Source organism: Streptomyces sp. NPDC037083 (assembly GCF_055606485.1).
The window spans coordinates 52,803-69,048 of sequence record NZ_JBVJSQ010000001.1 but is presented as its reverse complement, the minus strand read 5'-3'; the positions used below and the strand labels follow the sequence as shown (position 1 = coordinate 69,048).

At 71.1% G+C, this 16,246-nt stretch carries 15 protein-coding genes; 10 read left to right on the top strand and 5 right to left on the bottom strand.

Annotation, left to right across the window (positions count from 1 at the left end; translation table 11 throughout):
• Positions 1-42: 42 nt before the first annotated feature.
• From ACZ7DE_RS00315 to ACZ7DE_RS00285, 7 genes are all read left to right on the top strand, one after another.
• Positions 43-591, top strand: a complete 549-nt coding sequence (locus ACZ7DE_RS00315) for a F0F1 ATP synthase subunit B (RefSeq protein WP_107448729.1) — start codon at positions 43-45, stop codon at positions 589-591.
• A complete protein-coding gene (locus tag ACZ7DE_RS00310; protein ID WP_470756327.1) occupies positions 588-1,409 on the top strand; it encodes a F0F1 ATP synthase subunit delta in 822 nt (273 codons plus the stop codon). Before ACZ7DE_RS00315 ends, ACZ7DE_RS00310 begins: the two co-directional genes overlap by 4 nt.
• 121 nt (positions 1,410-1,530) lie before the next feature.
• Entirely contained in the window at positions 1,531-3,120 is a 1,590-nt protein-coding gene (gene atpA / locus ACZ7DE_RS00305) for a F0F1 ATP synthase subunit alpha (RefSeq protein WP_470756325.1), read from the top strand.
• 21 nt (positions 3,121-3,141) lie between these two features.
• The gene (locus ACZ7DE_RS00300; RefSeq protein ID WP_470756323.1) at positions 3,142-4,059 is read left to right on the top strand and encodes a F0F1 ATP synthase subunit gamma; all 918 of its coding nucleotides are present in this window, start codon (positions 3,142-3,144) and stop codon (positions 4,057-4,059) included.
• Positions 4,059-5,495: a F0F1 ATP synthase subunit beta gene (gene atpD / locus ACZ7DE_RS00295; protein WP_470756321.1), complete on the top strand. Its 1,437-nt coding sequence runs from the start codon at positions 4,059-4,061 to the stop codon at positions 5,493-5,495. Before ACZ7DE_RS00300 ends, atpD begins: the two co-directional genes overlap by 1 nt.
• Positions 5,496-5,606: 111 nt before the next feature.
• On the top strand, positions 5,607-5,981 hold the full coding sequence (locus tag ACZ7DE_RS00290; RefSeq protein ID WP_470756319.1) for a F0F1 ATP synthase subunit epsilon: 375 nt from the start codon (positions 5,607-5,609) through the stop codon (positions 5,979-5,981).
• 174 nt (positions 5,982-6,155) lie between these two features.
• Positions 6,156-6,602 (top strand): DUF2550 domain-containing protein, encoded by a 447-nt coding sequence (locus ACZ7DE_RS00285; RefSeq protein ID WP_470756317.1) that lies wholly within the window; start codon positions 6,156-6,158, stop codon positions 6,600-6,602.
• Positions 6,603-6,711: 109 nt separating this feature from the next.
• Here ACZ7DE_RS00285 and ACZ7DE_RS00280 read toward each other — a convergent pair whose 3' ends face one another.
• From ACZ7DE_RS00280 to ACZ7DE_RS00270, 3 genes are all read right to left on the bottom strand, one after another.
• Positions 6,712-8,535, bottom strand: a complete 1,824-nt coding sequence (locus tag ACZ7DE_RS00280; RefSeq protein ID WP_470756315.1) for a glycosyl hydrolase family 18 protein — start codon at positions 8,533-8,535, stop codon at positions 6,712-6,714.
• A 154-nt stretch (positions 8,536-8,689) separates the two neighbouring features.
• Positions 8,690-9,340: a response regulator gene (locus ACZ7DE_RS00275; RefSeq protein WP_470756313.1), complete on the bottom strand. Its 651-nt coding sequence runs from the start codon at positions 9,338-9,340 to the stop codon at positions 8,690-8,692.
• Positions 9,337-10,521, bottom strand: a complete 1,185-nt coding sequence (locus ACZ7DE_RS00270; protein WP_470756311.1) for a sensor histidine kinase — start codon at positions 10,519-10,521, stop codon at positions 9,337-9,339. Before ACZ7DE_RS00270 ends, ACZ7DE_RS00275 begins: the two co-directional genes overlap by 4 nt.
• A gap of 144 nt (positions 10,522-10,665) precedes the next feature.
• On the opposite strand from ACZ7DE_RS00270, the gene ACZ7DE_RS00265 reads away from it, so the two are divergent.
• The gene (locus ACZ7DE_RS00265) at positions 10,666-11,235 is read left to right on the top strand and encodes a hypothetical protein (RefSeq protein WP_470756309.1); all 570 of its coding nucleotides are present in this window, start codon (positions 10,666-10,668) and stop codon (positions 11,233-11,235) included.
• Here ACZ7DE_RS00265 and ACZ7DE_RS00260 read toward each other — a convergent pair.
• Complete coding sequence (locus ACZ7DE_RS00260) at positions 11,232-11,804, bottom strand: cob(I)yrinic acid a,c-diamide adenosyltransferase (RefSeq protein WP_470756307.1); 573 nt, start codon at positions 11,802-11,804, stop codon at positions 11,232-11,234. The genes ACZ7DE_RS00265 and ACZ7DE_RS00260 overlap by 4 nt on opposite strands.
• Before the next feature lie 439 nt (positions 11,805-12,243).
• Here ACZ7DE_RS00260 and ACZ7DE_RS00255 point away from each other — a divergent pair, with 439 nt between their 5' ends.
• Positions 12,244-12,567 (top strand): STAS domain-containing protein, encoded by a 324-nt coding sequence (locus tag ACZ7DE_RS00255; RefSeq protein WP_392240937.1) that lies wholly within the window; start codon positions 12,244-12,246, stop codon positions 12,565-12,567.
• A gap of 235 nt (positions 12,568-12,802) precedes the next feature.
• A complete protein-coding gene (locus ACZ7DE_RS00250) occupies positions 12,803-15,322 on the top strand; it encodes an ATP-binding protein (RefSeq protein WP_470756304.1) in 2,520 nt (839 codons plus the stop codon).
• Between the two features lie 67 nt (positions 15,323-15,389).
• Here ACZ7DE_RS00250 and nucS read toward each other — a convergent pair whose 3' ends face one another.
• Positions 15,390-16,070 carry an endonuclease NucS gene (gene nucS / locus ACZ7DE_RS00245; protein ID WP_470756302.1) on the bottom strand — a complete coding sequence of 227 codons (681 nt, stop codon included), beginning with the start codon at positions 16,068-16,070 and terminating at the stop codon, positions 15,390-15,392.
• Positions 16,071-16,246: the final 176 nt, after the last annotated feature.

Below are 16,246 nucleotides of genomic sequence, written 5' to 3'. Positions count from 1 at the left end.
GGTCCACGCCGACGAGAGAATTCCACGGAAGGAACTGATGTGATCTCGCCCTTGCTGCAAATCGCGGCTGAGGAGGAGGCCCAGAATCCTCTGATCCCGGAGATCCCCGAGCTCGTCATCGGTCTGATCGCGTTCGCGATCGTGTTCTTCGTCCTGGGCAAGAAGCTCCTTCCGAACATCAACAAGGTTCTGGAAGAGCGCCGCGACGCCATCGAGGGCGGGATCGAACAGGCCGAGATTGCTCGGACCGAGGCTCAGAGCGTTCTGGAGCAGTACAAGGCCCAGCTCGCCGAGGCCCGTCACGAGGCCGCGCGACTGCGCCAGGAGGCGCAGGAGCAGGGCGCCACGCTCATCACCGAGATGCGCGCGGAAGGCCAGCGCCAGCGCGAGGAGATCGTCGCCGCCGGACACAGCCAGATCGAGGCCGACCGCAAGGCCGCCGCGTCCGCGCTGCGTCAGGACGTCGGCAAGCTCGCCACCGAACTGGCCGGCAAGCTCGTCGGCGAGTCCCTCGAGGACCACGCCCGCCAGAGCCGCGTCATCGACCGCTTCCTCGACGAGCTCGAGGAGAAGGCCGAGGCGTCTCGATGACCGCACACGGAGCGAGCCGCGAGGCATTCGCAGCAGCCCGTGAGCGTCTCGACGCGCTGACGGACTCCACGTCCGTGGACGCGGCGCGGCTGGCCGACGAGCTGGCGGCCGTCACGGCGCTGCTCGACCGCGAGGTCTCGCTGCGTCGGGTCCTCACCGACCCGGCGCAGGCCGGCGACCGCAAGGCCGAGCTGGTCCAGCGCCTGCTCGGCAGCCAGATCAGCGGCACCACCGCCGACCTGGTGTCCGGCACGGTGCGCTCCCGCTGGTCGCAGTCCCGCGACCTGGTGGACGTGCTGGAGGAGCTGGCGAACATCGCGGACCTCACCGCCGCGCAGCAGGCCGGTGCGCTCGACGACGTCGAGGACGAGCTGTTCCGCTTCGGGCGGATCGTCTCCTCCAACACCGAGCTGCGCGCCGCACTGACCGACCGGAAGGCCACCGTCTCGGCCAAGAGCGAGCTGCTGCGCAGCCTGCTCGGGGGCCGGGCCGACGCGGCCACCGAGCGACTGGTGACGCGCCTCGTGACCGCACCCCGGGGACGTAGCCTGGAAGCGGGCCTCGAAGCCCTGTCCAAGCTCGCCGCGGAGCGCCGGGACCGCATGGTCGCCGTCGTCACCTCGGCGGTGCCGCTGAGCGACCCGCAGAAGCAGCGCCTCGGCGCCGCCCTCGCGAAGCTCTACGGCCGGACGATGCACCTCAACCTCGACGTGGACCCCGCGGTCCTCGGCGGGATCCGGGTGCAGGTCGGCGACGAGGTGATCAACGGTTCCCTGGCGGACCGCATCGAGGACGCCGCCCGCCGCATGGCGAGCTAGCAGCAACTCAAGACCGCAGTACGTACATGACGGCCCGGTTGGGCCGTGCAGAAGAATCCTGGGGGTCGCCCCCAGACCCCCAAAGAAACTTCGGGCCCAACAAGGAGAGCAGGGAACCCAGATGGCGGAGCTCACGATCCGGCCGGAGGAGATCCGGGACGCGCTGGAGAACTTTGTCCAGTCGTACAAGCCGGACGCGGCCTCGCGCGAGGAGGTCGGTACGGTCACCCTTGCCGGCGACGGCATCGCGAAGGTCGAGGGCCTCCCCTCGGCCATGGCCAGCGAACTGCTGAAGTTCGAGGACGGCACCCTCGGCCTCGCGCTGAACCTGGAAGAGCGCGAAATCGGCGCCATCGTCCTCGGCGAGTTCAGCGGTGTCGAGGAGGGACAGCCGGTCACCCGTACCGGCGAGGTGCTCTCCGTGGCTGTCGGCGAGGGCTACCTCGGCCGCGTCGTCGACCCCCTCGGCAACCCGATCGACGGCCTCGGCGAGATCGAGACGTCCGGCCGCCGCGCCCTCGAGCTGCAGGCCCCCACGGTCATGCAGCGCAAGTCGGTGCACGAGCCGATGGAGACCGGCTACAAGGCCGTCGACGCGATGACCCCGATCGGCCGTGGTCAGCGTCAGCTGATCATCGGCGACCGCCAGACCGGCAAGACCGCCCTGGCCGTCGACACGATCATCAACCAGCGCGACAACTGGCGCACCGGCGACGTGAACAAGCAGGTCCGCTGCGTGTACGTCGCCATCGGCCAGAAGGGCTCGACCATCGCGTCGGTCCGCCGCGCGCTGGAGGAGAACGGCGCGCTGGAGTACACGACCATCGTCGCCGCCCCGGCGTCCGACCCGGCCGGCTTCAAGTACCTGGCGCCGTACACCGGTTCGGCCATCGGTCAGCAGTGGATGTACGAGGGCAAGCACGTCCTCATCATCTTCGACGACCTGTCGAAGCAGGCCGACGCCTACCGCGCCGTGTCCCTGCTGCTGCGCCGCCCGCCGGGCCGCGAGGCCTACCCGGGTGACGTCTTCTACCTGCACTCCCGTCTGCTGGAGCGTTGCGCGAAGCTCTCCGACGACCTGGGCGCGGGCTCGATGACCGGTCTGCCGATCGTCGAGACCAAGGCCAACGACGTCTCGGCGTTCATCCCGACCAACGTCATCTCCATCACCGACGGCCAGTGCTTCCTGGAGTCGGACCTGTTCAACGCCGGTCAGCGTCCCGCGCTGAACGTCGGTATCTCCGTCTCCCGAGTCGGCGGTTCCGCGCAGCACAAGGCGATGCGCCAGGTCTCCGGCCGTCTGCGCGTGGACCTCGCCCAGTTCCGTGAGCTGGAGGCGTTCGCCGCCTTCGGTTCCGACCTGGACGCCGCGTCGAAGGCGCAGCTGGAGCGCGGTTCGCGCATGGTCGAGCTGCTGAAGCAGGCCCAGTACCAGCCGATGGCCACCGAGGACCAGGTCGTCTCCATCTGGGCCGGCACCAACGGCAAGATGGACGAGGTCCCGGTCAACGACATCCGCCGCTTCGAGAAGGAGCTGCTGGAGTACCTGCACCGCAAGGAGCAGGGCCTCATGACCTCCATCAAGGAGGGCGCGAAGATGTCGAACGACACCATCCAGGCGATCGACGACGCCGTTGCCGAGTTCAAGAAGCAGTTCGAGACCTCGGACGGCAAGCTGCTCGGCGAGGACGCTCCGTCCGCCGCCAAGTGACGTAAGGAAGGGACCTGACTCATGGGAGCTCAGCTCCGGGTCTACAAGCGTCGCATCCGATCCGTCACCGCGACCAAGAAGATCACCAAGGCGATGGAGATGATCGCCGCCTCGCGTGTCGTCAAGGCGCAGCGCAAGGTGGCGGCCTCCACGCCGTACGCCGCCGAGCTCACTCGTGCGGTCACGGCGGTCGGTACCGGCTCGAACACCAAGCACGCGCTGACCACGCAGGCCGAGACGGTCGTGCGGTCCGCGGTGCTGCTCCTGACGAGCGACCGCGGTCTCGCCGGCGCCTTCAACGCCAACGCCATCAAGGCCGCGGAGCAGCTGACGGCGCGCCTCGAGGCCGAGGGCAAGCAGGTCGCCACGTACATCGTCGGCCGGCGCGGTCTGGCCCACTACAACTTCCGCGAGCGCAAGGTCGCGGAGTCGTGGACGGGCTTCACCGACGAGCCCACGTACGCGGACGCCAAGAAGGTCGCGGCCCCCCTGATCGAGGCCATCGAGAAGGACACGGCGGACGGCGGCGTGGACGAGATCCACATCGTCTTCACCGAGTTCGTCTCGATGATGACGCAGACGGCGCTCGACGACCGTCTGCTGCCGCTCAGCCTCGACGAGGTGGCCAAGGAGGCCAAGCCCCAGGGCGAGATCCTCCCGCTGTACGACTTCGAGCCCTCGGCGGAGGACGTCCTCGACGCCCTTCTGCCGCGCTATGTGGAGAGCCGCGTGTACAACGCGCTCCTCCAGTCGGCGGCCTCGAAGCACGCCGCGACGCGGCGCGCGATGAAGTCGGCCACCGACAACGCGGGCGAGCTCATCGAGACGCTCTCCCGTCTTGCCAACGCGGCCCGCCAGGCCGAAATCACCCAGGAAATCAGCGAGATCGTCGGTGGCGCGAGCGCCCTGGCCGACGCGACCGCGGGGAGTGACCGCTAATGACCACCACTGTTGAGACCGCGACGGCCACGGGCCGCGTCGCCCGGGTCATCGGCCCGGTCGTCGACGTGGAGTTCCCCGTCGACGCGATGCCGGAGATCTACAACGCTCTGCACGTCGAGGTCTCCGACCCGGCGAACGCGGGCGAGAAGAAGACGCTGACCCTGGAGGTCGCCCAGCACCTGGGTGACGGCCTGGTCCGCACCATCTCCATGCAGCCGACCGACGGTCTGGTCCGCCAGGCCGCGGTGACCGACACGGGCACGGGCATCACCGTCCCCGTCGGCGACTTCACCAAGGGCAAGGTGTTCAACACCCTCGGTGAGGTGCTGAACGTCGACGAGAGCTACGACGGCGAGCGCTGGTCCATCCACCGCAAGGCGCCGAACTTCGACGAGCTCGAGTCGAAGACCGAGATGTTCGAGACCGGCGTCAAGGTCATCGACCTTCTCACCCCGTACGTCAAGGGTGGAAAGATCGGTCTGTTCGGCGGCGCCGGCGTCGGCAAGACGGTGCTCATCCAGGAGATGATCTACCGCGTCGCCAACAACCACGACGGTGTCTCCGTGTTCGCCGGCGTCGGTGAGCGCACCCGTGAGGGCAACGACCTCATCGAGGAGATGTCGGACTCGGGCGTCATCGACAAGACCGCCCTGGTCTTCGGCCAGATGGACGAGCCCCCGGGCACCCGTCTGCGCGTGGCCCTGGCCGGCCTGACCATGGCGGAGTACTTCCGCGATGTGCAGAAGCAGGACGTGCTGTTCTTCATCGACAACATCTTCCGCTTCACGCAGGCGGGCTCCGAGGTGTCGACCCTGCTCGGCCGTATGCCCTCCGCGGTGGGCTACCAGCCGAACCTGGCCGACGAGATGGGTCTCCTCCAGGAGCGCATCACCTCGACCCGTGGTCACTCGATCACCTCGATGCAGGCGATCTACGTCCCCGCGGACGACCTGACCGACCCGGCCCCGGCCACCACGTTCGCCCACCTCGACGCGACGACGGTTCTGTCCCGTCCGATCTCCGAGAAGGGCATCTACCCGGCCGTGGACCCGCTGGACTCCACGTCCCGCATCCTGGACCCGCGGTACATCGCGCAGGACCACTACGACGCCGCCATGCGCGTCAAGACGATCCTGCAGAAGTACAAGGACCTCCAGGACATCATCGCGATCCTCGGTATCGACGAGCTCGGCGAGGAGGACAAGCTCGTCGTCCACCGTGCCCGTCGCGTGGAGCGCTTCCTGTCCCAGAACACCCACGTCGCCAAGCAGTTCACCGGCGTCGACGGGTCGGACGTCCCGCTGGACGAGTCGATCGCGGCCTTCAACTCGATCTGCGACGGCGAGTACGACCACTTCCCGGAGCAGGCGTTCTTCATGTGCGGTGGCATCGAGGACCTGAAGGCCAACGCCAAGGAGCTGGGCGTCTCCTGAGCCTCGCGCTCGGCTGAGGGGGCGGGGTACGTCCCGCCCCCTCTTCCACGCCCACTAGACTTGTAACCAACACCCGGCACGAGAAGCCGGGTGGTGACCCGAGGAGCCACCTTGGCTGCTGAGCTGCACGTCGCGCTGGTCGCGGCCGACCGAGAGGTCTGGTCCGGCGAGGCCACCCTGGTCGTCGCGCGCACCACGTCCGGCGACATCGGCGTCATGCCCGGTCACCAGCCGCTGCTCGGTGTGCTGGAGTCGGGCCCGGTGACCATCCGTACGAGTGATGGTGGAACGGTCGTCGCCGCGGTGCACGGCGGTTTCATCTCGTTCGCGGACAACAAGCTGTCGCTGCTGGCCGAGATCGCCGAGCTGTCGGACGAGATCGACGTCCAGCGCGTGGAGCGGGAGCTGGAACGCGCGAAGGCGGAGGGCGACGCCGCCGCCGAACGTCGCGCGGACGTACGACTGCGTGCGGCGGCCTCACACTGACCCTGGGGGCCCCTCCCCGGCCCTTGAGGGGCTGGGGGAGCAGAACCGCATGACGTCACTCAGCCGCGGTCGGCACCGGAGCAATCCGGAGCCGACCGCGGCTGAGGCAGATATGGATGTTTTTTCCGTTCCGTTACCTATTTCGGTACCTAGGAGACGAGGAGGTCGGTGTCGATGGTCCTCGCTCTGACTGTGTGCGGAATCGTCGTGGCCCTGGTGGTGCTGGGGTTGTTCGTCTTCGGTCTGCGGCGCAGGCTCATCCAGCGTTCCGGCGGCACCTTCGACTGTTCCCTGCGCTGGGACGTCCCCGAGAATCCGGACGCGAGTGGAAAGGGCTGGAGCTACGGCGTCGCCCGCTACAACGGCGACCGTATCGAGTGGTACCGGGTCTTCTCCTACGCCTACCGGCCGCGTCGCGTCCTGGAGCGCGGCTCGATCGAGGTGGCCGGCCGCCGTCTTCCCGAGGGCGAGGAGGAGCTGGCACTGCTCTCCGACGCGGTGATCCTCGTCTGTCTGCACCGGGGCACGCGCCTGGAGCTCGCGATGAGCGAGGACGCGCTGACCGGTTTCCTCGCGTGGCTGGAGGCGGCTCCGCCCGGCCAGCGGGTCAACGTGGCCTGAGTCCGGTACACCGGCCCGGTGGCACACTGCGCGCGGCGCCTGGCGCGCGAAACGCCGCGAGCGGGCCTGGGGCCCACCCGCGGCGTCGGTGCGCGCAGGCGCGTGGCGGCTACTGCAGGCCGCCGCTGATGGCGCTCACCAGCTCTCCGTTGGCGGTGTCACCGCTGAACTCCCAGAAGAACGCGCCGCCCAGGCCCTGGTTCCTGGCCCAGGTCATCTTTCCGGCGATGGTGGCCGGGGTGTCGTAGGACCACCAGTTGCTGCCGCACTTCGCGTAGGCCGTGCCGGCGATCGTGCCGGTGGCCGGGCAGGACGTCTTGAGGACCTTGTAGTCCTCGATGCCCTGTTCGTAGGTTCCCGCCGCCGGGCCCGTGGCCGTGCCGCCCGGGGCGTCCTGGGTGACGCCGGTCCAGCCGCGCCCGTAGAAGCCGATGCCGATGAGCAGCTTGCTCGCGGGCACGCCCTTCGCCTTGAACTTGGCCATCGCGTCGGCCGTGGTGAACCCGGCCGTCGGGATGCCGCTGTAGGAGGTGAGCGGGGAGTGCGGGGCCGTCGGTCCCTGGGCCGCCCAGGCGCCGAAGAAGTCGTACGTCATCACGTTGTACCAGTTGACGTAGGCCGCGGCGCCCGCGTAGTCGGCGGCGTCGATCTTGCCGCCGGAGGAGCCGTCGGCCGTGGTGGCCGCCGTGACCAGGTAGTTCGCGCCGAACTTGGCACGCAGCGCCGACATCAGGTTCTTGAAGGCCGCGGCTCCCGAGGTGTCGCAGGACAGACCGCAGGCGTTGGGGTACTCCCAGTCGATGTCGATGCCGTCGAAGACGTCCGCCCAGCGCGGGTCCTCCACCAGGTCGTAGCAGGACTGCGCGAACGCGGCCGGGTTCGCCGCCGCCTGGCCGAAGCCGCCGGACCAGGTCCAGCCGCCGAACGACCACAGCACCTTGATGTGGGGGTACTTGGCCTTCAGCTGGCGCAGCTGGTTGAAGTTGCCCCGCAGCGGCTGGTCCCAGGTGTCGGCGACGCCGCTGACGGACTGGTCGGCGGTGAAGGCCTTGTCGTAGTCGGCGTAGGAGTCGCCGATCGCGCACTTGCCGCCGGTGACGTTGCCGAAGGCGTAGTTGATGTGCGTGATCTTCGCGGCCGAGCCGGACGTCACCAGGTTCTTGACGTTGTAGTTGCGGCCGTAGATGCCCCACTCGGTGAAGTAGCCGAGCTTGACCTTGTCGCCGGTGGGCGGGGGGTTGGTGCCGCCGCCGGTGGTGTGGACGGCGACCGCGCCGCTGGCCGGTCCGGTCTGGTCGGCGGTGTCACGGGCCTGGACGGTGTAGGAGTAGTCGGTGCCCGCGGTCAGGCCGGTGTCGGTGTACGAGGTCGCCGTCACCGTGGCGACCTTGGCGCCGTCGCGCAGCACGTCGTAGTTCTTGACGCCCTTGTCGTCGGTGGCGGCCGACCAGCTCAGCTTCACCGAGGTGTCGGTGACGGAGGAGGCCGTCGGGGTGCCCGGGGCCGAGGGAGCGGCGTCGCCGGGGACCGTCGTTCCGTCGCAACCGCCGCCGTTGAGCTTGCAGTTGGCCGGGGAGCCGGAGCCGGCGCCGTTGAAGCCGAAGGTGACCGAGGCGCCCGGGGCGAGGGAGCCGTTGTAGGACTTGTTCTTGGCGGTCCAGTGGGCGCCGGAGGAGGTGACGTCGGCGTCCCAGGCCGAGGTGACGGACGTGCCGGCGGGGAAGTCCCACTCGACGGTCCATGAACTGATGGCGCTGGTGCCGGTGTTCTTCACCGTCCACCTGCCCTCGAAGCCGGTACCCCAGTCCGAGGCCTTGGTGTAGGTGGCGGTGGCGGCGGTCGCGGCCTGAGCGGGGCCCGCCAGGCCGACCAGGCCGGCCAGCGGGAGCAACAGCGTCGCGAACCCTGCCGCGGCTCTGTGTCTGAAGCGCATCCTGCGCCTCCTAGGGAGGAGTCGGGGGGCGTGACTGAGCCTCCACGCCCACGGTGCCGCGAGAATAGAAAGGTCTGGACCACAGGTCAATAGGTCTGGACCAGTGGGCCGTTCCAAACCTCCGGCCGCCCTCCGGTTCTCCTCCGGGAACGCGCTAGATCCCCAACTCCTGAGCCAGAACCGCCGCTTGAACCCGGCTGCGCAGTTCCAGCTTTCCCAGCAACCTGCTGACGTGCGTCTTCACCGTCGCCTCCGCCATGTCCAGACGCTCGGCGATCCCCGCGTTGGACAACCCCTCCCCGAGGCAGGCCAGCACTTCCCGCTCGCGCCGGGTGAGGGAGTCGAGCACGGCGGGATCGGCCCCCGGCGCCCGTACGGGCCCGGCGGCGAACTCGGCGATCAGACGACGCGTCACGGCCGGTGCGATCAGGCCCTCCCCGGCCGCCACCGTACGGACCGCGGTCAGCAGGTCCCTCGCCTCGATGTTCTTCAGCAGGAACCCGGCCGCACCGGCCCGCAGCGCCCCGAACACGTACTCGTCGAGGTCGAAGGTGGTCAGCACCAGGACGTCGGCGAGACCCTCCTCGACGACCTGCCGGGTCGCCGACACCCCGTCGAGCCGCGGCATCTGAACGTCCATCAGCACCAGGTCGGGCCTCAACTCCCGGGCCAGCGCTACCGCCTGCTCACCGTCCGCGGCCTCGCCGACCACCTCGACGTCGTGGGCGCTGCGCAGGATGAGGACGAGTCCGGCACGAACGGCGGACTGGTCCTCGGCGACCAGGACACGGATGGCCGGGCTCATGCGGTCTCTCCTTCGACGAGGGGCAAGGTGGCGCGTACGGTCCAGCGCGGGCCCTCCGGCCCGGCGGCGAACGTGCCGCCGAGCAGCGCGGCCCGCTCCCGCATCCCGACGAGCCCGGCGCCGGATCCCGGGGCGCGGGGCCCCTCCCGGTGACCGTACGGACTGCGCACCCGCACGTCGAGCGCGCCCTCGCGCTGGACGAGGTCGACGGTGACCCGGCCGGGGCACGCGTGCTTGAGGGCGTTGGTCAGCGACTCCTGGACGATGCGGTAGGCGGCCAGCTCGACGGGGGTGGGGACCTTGCCGTGGTCGGCGTCGAGGGTGACGTCGAGCCCGTTGGCGCGGGCGCCGTCGACGAGGGACCGCAGACCGTCGAGGGTGGGGGCGGCCGCGGGCTCCCGGTCCCCGCTGCCGTCGCGCAGGATCCCGATCAGTCGCCGCATCTCCGCCAGCCCCTCGACGCTGTTCTCGCGGATGACGGTCAGGGCCTGCCGGGAGGTGTCCGGATCGTCGAGCGAGAGGGCCGCCGTCGAGTGGATGGCGATCGCGGAGAGGTGGTTGGCGACCATGTCGTGCAACTCCCTTGCCATGCGCGCCCGTTCGGCCGCGACCGCCTGGGCGCGGTCCGTCTCGGCGAGCAGCGCGGTCTGTTCGGCCCGCAGCCGGGCGGCCTCGGCGGCGTCGCGGTGGTCGCGCACGATCCAGCCGGTGGCGGCGGGCCCGTACGCGACGATGCCCACGACGACGCCGATCAGCAGCGCCTCCGGCACCCGCCACACCGCGAACGGCACCAGCGTCCCGGCCACCGTGAGCAGCCCGGTGATCCACTGGATGCGGCGGGCCGAGGCGAGCGGGCCGTACAGGACGGCCGCGTACATGACGTCGGTGAACATCAGGACGGTGGACAGGCTGCCCTGGGTCACGAGGTCCGCGGTGACGGCGGCGCTGCCGACGAGCAGGGCCGTACGGGGGGCCGTCCGGCGCAGCAGTTCGCAGCCGGCCATCACGGTGAGCGGCAGCAGGACGGGCCAGGGGCCGTCGAAGAGGGTGAGGGGATCGTCGGCCGGCCGTTCGCCCAGGCCGACGACCGCGAGGAGGAGCCCGCCGAGCAGTCCGCCCACCGCGATCCAGACGTCGAAACGGTGCGGGCGGGGCAGTCGGCGCGCGGGCATGTCCTCCATCCAACACGGCCCGCGTCCCGTGCGCCTGCTCCCCGGGAACGGTCCCGGACTGCATCTTTCGATGTACCGCGAGTTCGTCACCGGCGACGACGAACCCGGCCGCGCGCGGCGGGAGCCTGGACGGGTGACCGAGAGGAGCGAACCGTGGTCGTCGGACTGATCATCGCCTGCGAGGTGGCCTTCTGGGTGCTGCTCGCCGCCGGGCTGGCCTTCCGGTACCTGTTCCGGATGCCGAGGCTGGGCCTGGCGCTGCTGCTGTGCGAGCCGCTGCTGGAGCTCGTGCTGTTCGCCGTGACCGCGGTCGACCTCAGGAACGGCGCCGAGCCGGACTGGCGGCACGGCCTGGCCGCCGTCTACATCGGTTTCACCGTCGGCCTCGGACACTCCACGGTCAGGTGGGCCGACGCCCGGGTCGCCCACCGTTTCGCCGGCGGTCCGCCGCCCGTGCGACCGCCGAAGTACGGCACGGCCCGCGCCGTCCACGAGTGGAAGGTCGCGGGCCGCTGGATCCTCGCCTCGCTGGTCGCCGCCGCCCTGCTCCAGGCGGCCGTCTGGTACGTCGGCGGCGACGGCGAGACCGGCTCGCTGCGCGCGTGGCAGCAGCGGATGCTGTTCGTCGTCGGCGTCAACGTCGTCATCGCCGCGAGCTACACCCTCTTCCCGAAGCGGCCGCCGAAGGGCGAACCGGAGCGGGAACCGGCCAACCTGCGTTAGCGCTCCCCGCCCGGCACCCAGAGCACGTCCCCGGCGGCCTTGTTGGCGGTGCGCGCCAGGATGAACAGCAGATCCGACAGCCGGTTGAGATAGGTCGCGGTGAGCGGGTTCATCACCTCCGCGTGCACCTCCAGCGCGGCCCACGTGGAGCGCTCGGCCCGCCGGACGACCGTGCAGGCCTGGTGCAGCAGGGCCGCGCCCGGGGTGCCGCCGGGAAGGATGAACGAGCGCAGCTTCTCCAGCCGCTCGTTGAAGCGGTCGCAGTCCGCCTCCAGCCGGTCGATGTAGAACTGCTCGACCCTCAGCGGCGGGAACTCGGGGTTCTGCGCGACCGGCGTCGACAGGTCCGCGCCCACGTCGAACAGGTCGTTCTGGACGCGGGTGAGCACCGTGACGAGTTCCTCGTCGAGCCCGCCGAGCGCGAGCGCCGTGCCGATGACCGCGTTCGCCTCATTGGCGTCGGCGTACGCGGTGATCCGCGGGTCGGTCTTGGCGACCCGGCTCATGTCGCCGAGGGTGGTGGTGCCCTGGTCGCCGGTCCTGGTGTAGATGCGCGTCAGATTGACCATGCGGCCAATCTAGACCGTCCCCCAGGTTCCGTTCCGTTCCCTTCGTCACGGCCGCCGACCCGGGGGCACTTCAGGTTCAATCGCCGTGAATCGGACAGGATTTGACGACGTGACCGGCGTCTCACGCCCTGAGACGTGAAACGCGTTACTAACCGGTCACACAGCGCCTCACGACCGCTAATCTCCGGCCGAGAGGCACACGGCCCGGCGACCGGGACGGCTGCGCCGGATGGTTGACGCCGGTGACATCGGACGCGTGAGCGGGCAGGGCTTCTACAGGCACCAAACCGCACAGGCCACACGGGCCTCACCCCTGCGGGTGAATTCGGTATCGGTTCGCTCACAGACGGCAACCTCCGGCCGCTTCGCGCAGTCAGAGGATGCAACGCAACACCGGACACACACCGCGGAGCACGAGACGCACGCTTAGGGGAGCGCTATGCACATCAGGGGCGACCACGTCGAGCTGGTCGTCGGGGGCCGTCTCGACGTCCGCAGCGCGGCGGACGCCCGTACGGTCCTGCACACGGCCGTCGACGACGGCGTCGGCGACCTGGTGCTCGACCTGTCCGAACTGGACTCCTGGGACGCCACCGGACTCGGCGTCATCATGGGCGTCCACCGACGGGCGGGCCGCTGCGGCCGACGGCTGGTGCTGCGCGGCGTACCGCCGCAGATGCAACGCCTGCTGGTGGCGACCCGGCTGCACCGGATCCTCGCGATCGAGGGCGGCATCGGCGTGGAGTCACTTCCCCGCGTGTGACGGGACAGGGCGTGGCCTGCGGCGGAAAACGTGCGACGGGCGCAATCCTCACGAGACTGTGACGCTTCGGGCGGCGCGGCACCCCGGGCTGTCGTAGATACTGTGCGAAGGTTTACGGTTCGTCTGCCCGCCGCTCTCAGCCCTCGAGCGGGTACCGGACCAGAAGCGACAGCGCAGTGTGCAGCAAGGCCGGGAGGGGCTACCGCCACACGACGCTTTTGGGGGGCTTTAGCCTATGGACCCGAACATGCGGGGACCCGAGGAGCACGGCCAGGAAGGCGACGGACACGCGCCGCGCCCGCGCCCGCCCAGGGACCCCCTCACACCCGACTTCGCCCAGCACGCGCCGGCCCAGGCCCGCACCGTGCGGCTCGTCGTCGGCGAACACCTGCTCACGGTCAACCCGGTCGACGGCAGCGAGATAGAACTCTGCCCGCCCACCGAGCGGGCCGAGCGGCCCGCCAAGCGGACGCCCGAGCAGCGCGCCGAGGCCGAACGGGCCGCACGGCCGCCCGCCCCGGCCGGACCGGCCCGCTCCGCGCTGCCGCTCCTGGGCCGCCAGGACGAACGCGAACAGCTGGTCCGCCTGCTCGCCCGCGGCCGCTCCGTCCGTCTCACCGGCGCCCCCGGCTCCGGCCGCACCAGCCTCCTCGACCTCGTCGCCGAGGACTGCGAGGACCTCGCCCCCGACGGCGTCGTCCGTCTCTGCGGCCACGGCCGCACCGCGACCGAGCTGCTGCACGACCTCTTCCACGCCGTCTACGACGCCCCCCTGCACCGTCCCGAGGACGACGACCTGCGCGCCCTGGTGCGCGAGATCGGCGCGGTCGTCGTCGTCGACGACCTGGACCTCGGCGGCGCCGCACTCGACGAGCTGCTGGACGCGACGCCCGAGTGCGCCTTCCTGCTCGGCGCCACCCCGGACGCGCCGGCGCCCTCCGCGGAGTCCGCCGTCGAGGAGGTCGCCCTCACCGGCCTCGACCGCGCCGGCGGCGTCGAGGTGATCGAGCGGGCCGTCGGCCGCGTCCTCACCGAGGAGGAGGCCAACTGGGCCGGCGACCTCTGGTTCGAGTCCGAGGGCCTGCCCCTGCGGTTCGTCCAGGCCGGCGCCCTGCTCTCCCAGCGCGACCGGCTGCGGGCCGGCGCCGAGGCCGTCGACGCGTTCGGCGTCTTCGAGGACGCCCGGCCGCTCGCCGGGGCCGTCGAGGTCGGAGCCGGAGCCGGCGAGGCGGAGGAGATACCCCTGCCCTCGCTCGGCGAGGCCGCCGCGCCCGCGCCGCTGCTCGCCGCCCGCCTGGGCGCCTCCGCCCGCGCCACCCTGCGCTTCGCCGTCGCCCTCGACGGCGAGGTCCCGCACCAGGCCCACCTGCCCGCCCTGGTCGGCGACACCCACGCCGACGCGGCCCTCGGCGAACTGGCCGCCTGCGGGCTCGTCTCCCCCGTCGGCACCCGCTACCGGCTCGCCACCGGCGTCCGGACCCAGCTCGAGGCCGCCGGATACGCCGACGACGTCGAGGCCCGCGCGCACACCGCCGCCCAGCACTACGCATGGTGGGCCGGACACCCCTCCGTCACGCCCGAGCGGGTGTGCGCCGAGGCCGACGCCGTGCTCGCCGCCCTCACCGCCGTCGTCCCCGGCACCACCCGGCCCGACGAGGGCGAGGAGGCCACCGCGATCCGGCTCGCCCGCACCGCCGCGCCCGCCTTCGCCGCGGGACTGCACTGGGGCGCCTGGGAGAGCGCCCTGCACGAGGGCGCCGAGGCCGCCCGGCTCGCCGGCGAGTCCGCCGACCGCGCCTACTTCCACCACGAGCTGGGCGTCCTCGCCCTGTGCACCGGGGAACTCGACCGGGCGCGCTCCGAGCTGGAGGCCTCCCTCGCCCTGCGCGGGGCCATCGCCGACAAGCGCGGCACCGTGGCCGGCCGCCGCGCCCTCGCCCTGGTCGCCGACGCCTCGGGCGACGTGCCGGGCCTGGTGACGGCGACGGCCGGCGAGGAGGTTCCCGACACCCGCCACGAGGAGTCGGCGTCCCCGCCGCGGGGCATCCAGGCGGCGCTCCCGTCGGCCCCGCCGAAGACCGACACCCTCGTCACCCGCCGCGAGCCGCTCGTCGCACCGGCCCGGCACAGCCGCGGCGGACTGAAGGGCCTGGCCAAGCGCAACCTCGTCGCGGCCGGCGCGGGCGCCCTGCTCGTCGCCGTGCTCGGCACGGTGGTGACGCTCGGCGCGACCTCCGACAACGACGCCCACAACCCGTCCGACCGGGTGGGCGTCAATCCCTCCGCCGGCACGGGCACGGGCGACGGCGACCTGGACCCCGACACCCCGAGCGGCGGCGACTCCTCCGACACGGGCGAGGCCACCAGCAGGCCGACGGACCCGGGCCCGGACGGGACGATGGGCACCTCGGACGACCCGACGCCGACGGGGGAGGCGGACCCGTCCGCGGGCGCGAGCGGTTCGCACGGCCCGGGGGGCGGGGGATCGCCGTCCGGCACGCCCAAGCCGTCGTCCTCGCCGAGCACGAGCCCGAGGCCCTCGCCGTCGCAGTCGGCGTCGTCGTCGCCGAGCGCCTCCCCGTCGGCCACCGGTTCGCCTTCTCCGTCGACGTCCACCCAGCCCAGCGGGACGCCGTCCGGCACCACCTCGAACACGGCCGGCAGCTCGATGTCCTCCTCGCCCGCGAGCTCGGCCAGTTCCGCCGGCTCCGGCGGGAGCGCCGGCACGGGGGCCTCGCCGGACCAGGTGATCTGACCCTTCGGACCATGACGAGGGCCGGGTTCCCCCAGCGGGAACCCGGCCCTCGTCGGCGTGCCGGAACTCAGAACAGGCGCAGCTTGTCGTCCTCGATGCCGCGCAGGGCGTTGTAGTCGAGGACCGTGCAGCCGATGCCGCGGTCCGTGGCCAGGACGCGTGCCTGCGGCTTGATCTCCTGGGCCGCGAAGACGCCGCGGACCGGGGCGAGGTGCGGGTCGCGGTTCAACAGCTCCAGGTAGCGCGTGAGTTGCTCGACTCCGTCGATTTCGCCGCGCCGCTTGATCTCCACCGCGACGGTCTGTCCGGCCGCGTCCCGGCACAGGATGTCGACCGGGCCGATGGCCGTCATGTACTCGCGGCGGATCAGGGTGTAGCCCTCGCCGAGGGTCTCGATGCGGTCGGCGAGCAGCTCCTGAAGGTGCGCTTCCACGCCGTCCTTGATCAGGCCGGGATCCACGCCCAGTTCGTGCGACGAGTCGTGGAGGATCTCCTCCATGGTGATGATGAGCTTCTCACCGCCCTTGTTGACGACGGTCCAGACGGCCGCCGTGCCCTCGGAGTCCCCCTCCTCCTCCTTCAGCGTGCAGGGCGGCGACATCCAGTTGAGGGGCTTGTAGGCCCGGTCGTCCGCATGGATCGAGACGCTGCCGTCCGCCTTCACCAGGATGAGACGGGGGGCGGAGGGAAGGTGGGCGGTGAGCCTGCCGGCGTAGTCGACGGAGCACCGGGCGATGACGAGACGCATGGGTCGCAACGCTATCCGACGCGTCGGCCCCCGGGCGATTCGCCCGCCCTTCTCCCGGCACCGCCCGCCACCGGAGCCCCTTGCGGCCCGCCCTTTTCGACCTGGAAAAAGATCGTTCGACAGTGGCCGATTGTGAGCCCAACAGGGGTTCCCTATGTGCCCATTCTCCTGGTGCC

Bases quoted from the DNA above. Each gene is read 5' to 3' on its own strand.
- ACZ7DE_RS00310 (WP_470756327.1), top strand. From the start codon at position 588: ATGACCGCACACGGAGCGAGCCGCGAGGCATTCGCAGCAGCCCGTGAG.
- atpA (WP_470756325.1), top strand. From the start codon at position 1,531: ATGGCGGAGCTCACGATCCGGCCGGAGGAGATCCGGGACGCGCTGGAG.
- ACZ7DE_RS00300 (WP_470756323.1), top strand. From the start codon at position 3,142: ATGGGAGCTCAGCTCCGGGTCTACAAGCGTCGCATCCGATCCGTCACC.
- atpD (WP_470756321.1), top strand. From the start codon at position 4,059: ATGACCACCACTGTTGAGACCGCGACGGCCACGGGCCGCGTCGCCCGG.
- ACZ7DE_RS00285 (WP_470756317.1), top strand. From the start codon at position 6,156: ATGGTCCTCGCTCTGACTGTGTGCGGAATCGTCGTGGCCCTGGTGGTG.
- ACZ7DE_RS00280 (WP_470756315.1), bottom strand. From the start codon at position 8,535: ATGCGCTTCAGACACAGAGCCGCGGCAGGGTTCGCGACGCTGTTGCTC.
- ACZ7DE_RS00275 (WP_470756313.1), bottom strand. From the start codon at position 9,340: ATGAGCCCGGCCATCCGTGTCCTGGTCGCCGAGGACCAGTCCGCCGTT.
- ACZ7DE_RS00270 (WP_470756311.1), bottom strand. From the start codon at position 10,521: ATGGAGGACATGCCCGCGCGCCGACTGCCCCGCCCGCACCGTTTCGAC.
- ACZ7DE_RS00260 (WP_470756307.1), bottom strand. From the start codon at position 11,804: ATGGTCAATCTGACGCGCATCTACACCAGGACCGGCGACCAGGGCACC.
- ACZ7DE_RS00255 (WP_392240937.1), top strand. From the start codon at position 12,244: ATGCACATCAGGGGCGACCACGTCGAGCTGGTCGTCGGGGGCCGTCTC.
- ACZ7DE_RS00250 (WP_470756304.1), top strand. From the start codon at position 12,803: ATGGACCCGAACATGCGGGGACCCGAGGAGCACGGCCAGGAAGGCGAC.
- nucS (WP_470756302.1), bottom strand. From the start codon at position 16,070: ATGCGTCTCGTCATCGCCCGGTGCTCCGTCGACTACGCCGGCAGGCTC.